1 protein-coding gene is annotated in these 576 nt (G+C 76.7%); it reads left to right on the top strand.

Annotation, left to right across the window (positions count from 1 at the left end; genetic code table 11):
* On the top strand, positions 1 to 576 hold a 576-nt coding region (locus tag G3I78_RS47075), incomplete at both ends, for an aldo/keto reductase (RefSeq protein WP_164436754.1).

The raw sequence follows: 576 nt of genomic DNA, 5'->3' as shown, positions 1-576 counted from the left end.
ACACGGTCGGTGCGCTCGCGGGCCTCGTGGAGGCCGGGAAGGTCCGCGGCATCGGCCTCTCGGAGCCGTCCGCCGCGACGGTGCGCCGCGCCCACGCGGTGCACCCGGTGACGGCCGTGCAGAGCGAGTACTCCCTGTGGACGCGCGACCCGGAGGACGAGGTGCTGCCCGTGCTGCGCGAGCTCGGCGTCGGGTTCGTGCCCTTCTCACCCCTGGGCCGCGGCATCCTCACCGGCACCGTGGACGCGCCCGAGGGCTTCGCCGCGGACGACGTGCGCCGCGCCCACGCCCGGTACGCCGGCGAGGCGTTCGAGCACAACCGCGGCCTCGTGCGCACCCTCGAGCAGCTCGCCGCGGAGCGCGGCGTCACGACGGCGCAGCTCGCTCTCGCCTGGCTGCTCGCCCAGGGCGAGGACGTCGTCCCGATCCCGGGCACGAAGCGCCTCGCCTACCTCGAGCAGAACGTCGCCGCGGCCTCGATCGGGCTCACCCCGGACGACGTCGCGGCGATCGGCGCCGCCATCCCGCGCGGGGCGGTGCAGGGCGTGCGGCACCCGCAGGCGGACCTTCTCGCCG

It is taken from the genome of Streptomyces sp. SID13726 (assembly GCF_010548375.1).
Classification (GTDB): domain Bacteria; phylum Actinomycetota; class Actinomycetes; order Streptomycetales; family Streptomycetaceae; genus Streptomyces.
Note: the sequence above shows the minus strand (reverse complement) of the source record. Positions and strands in the feature narration are given on the sequence as shown.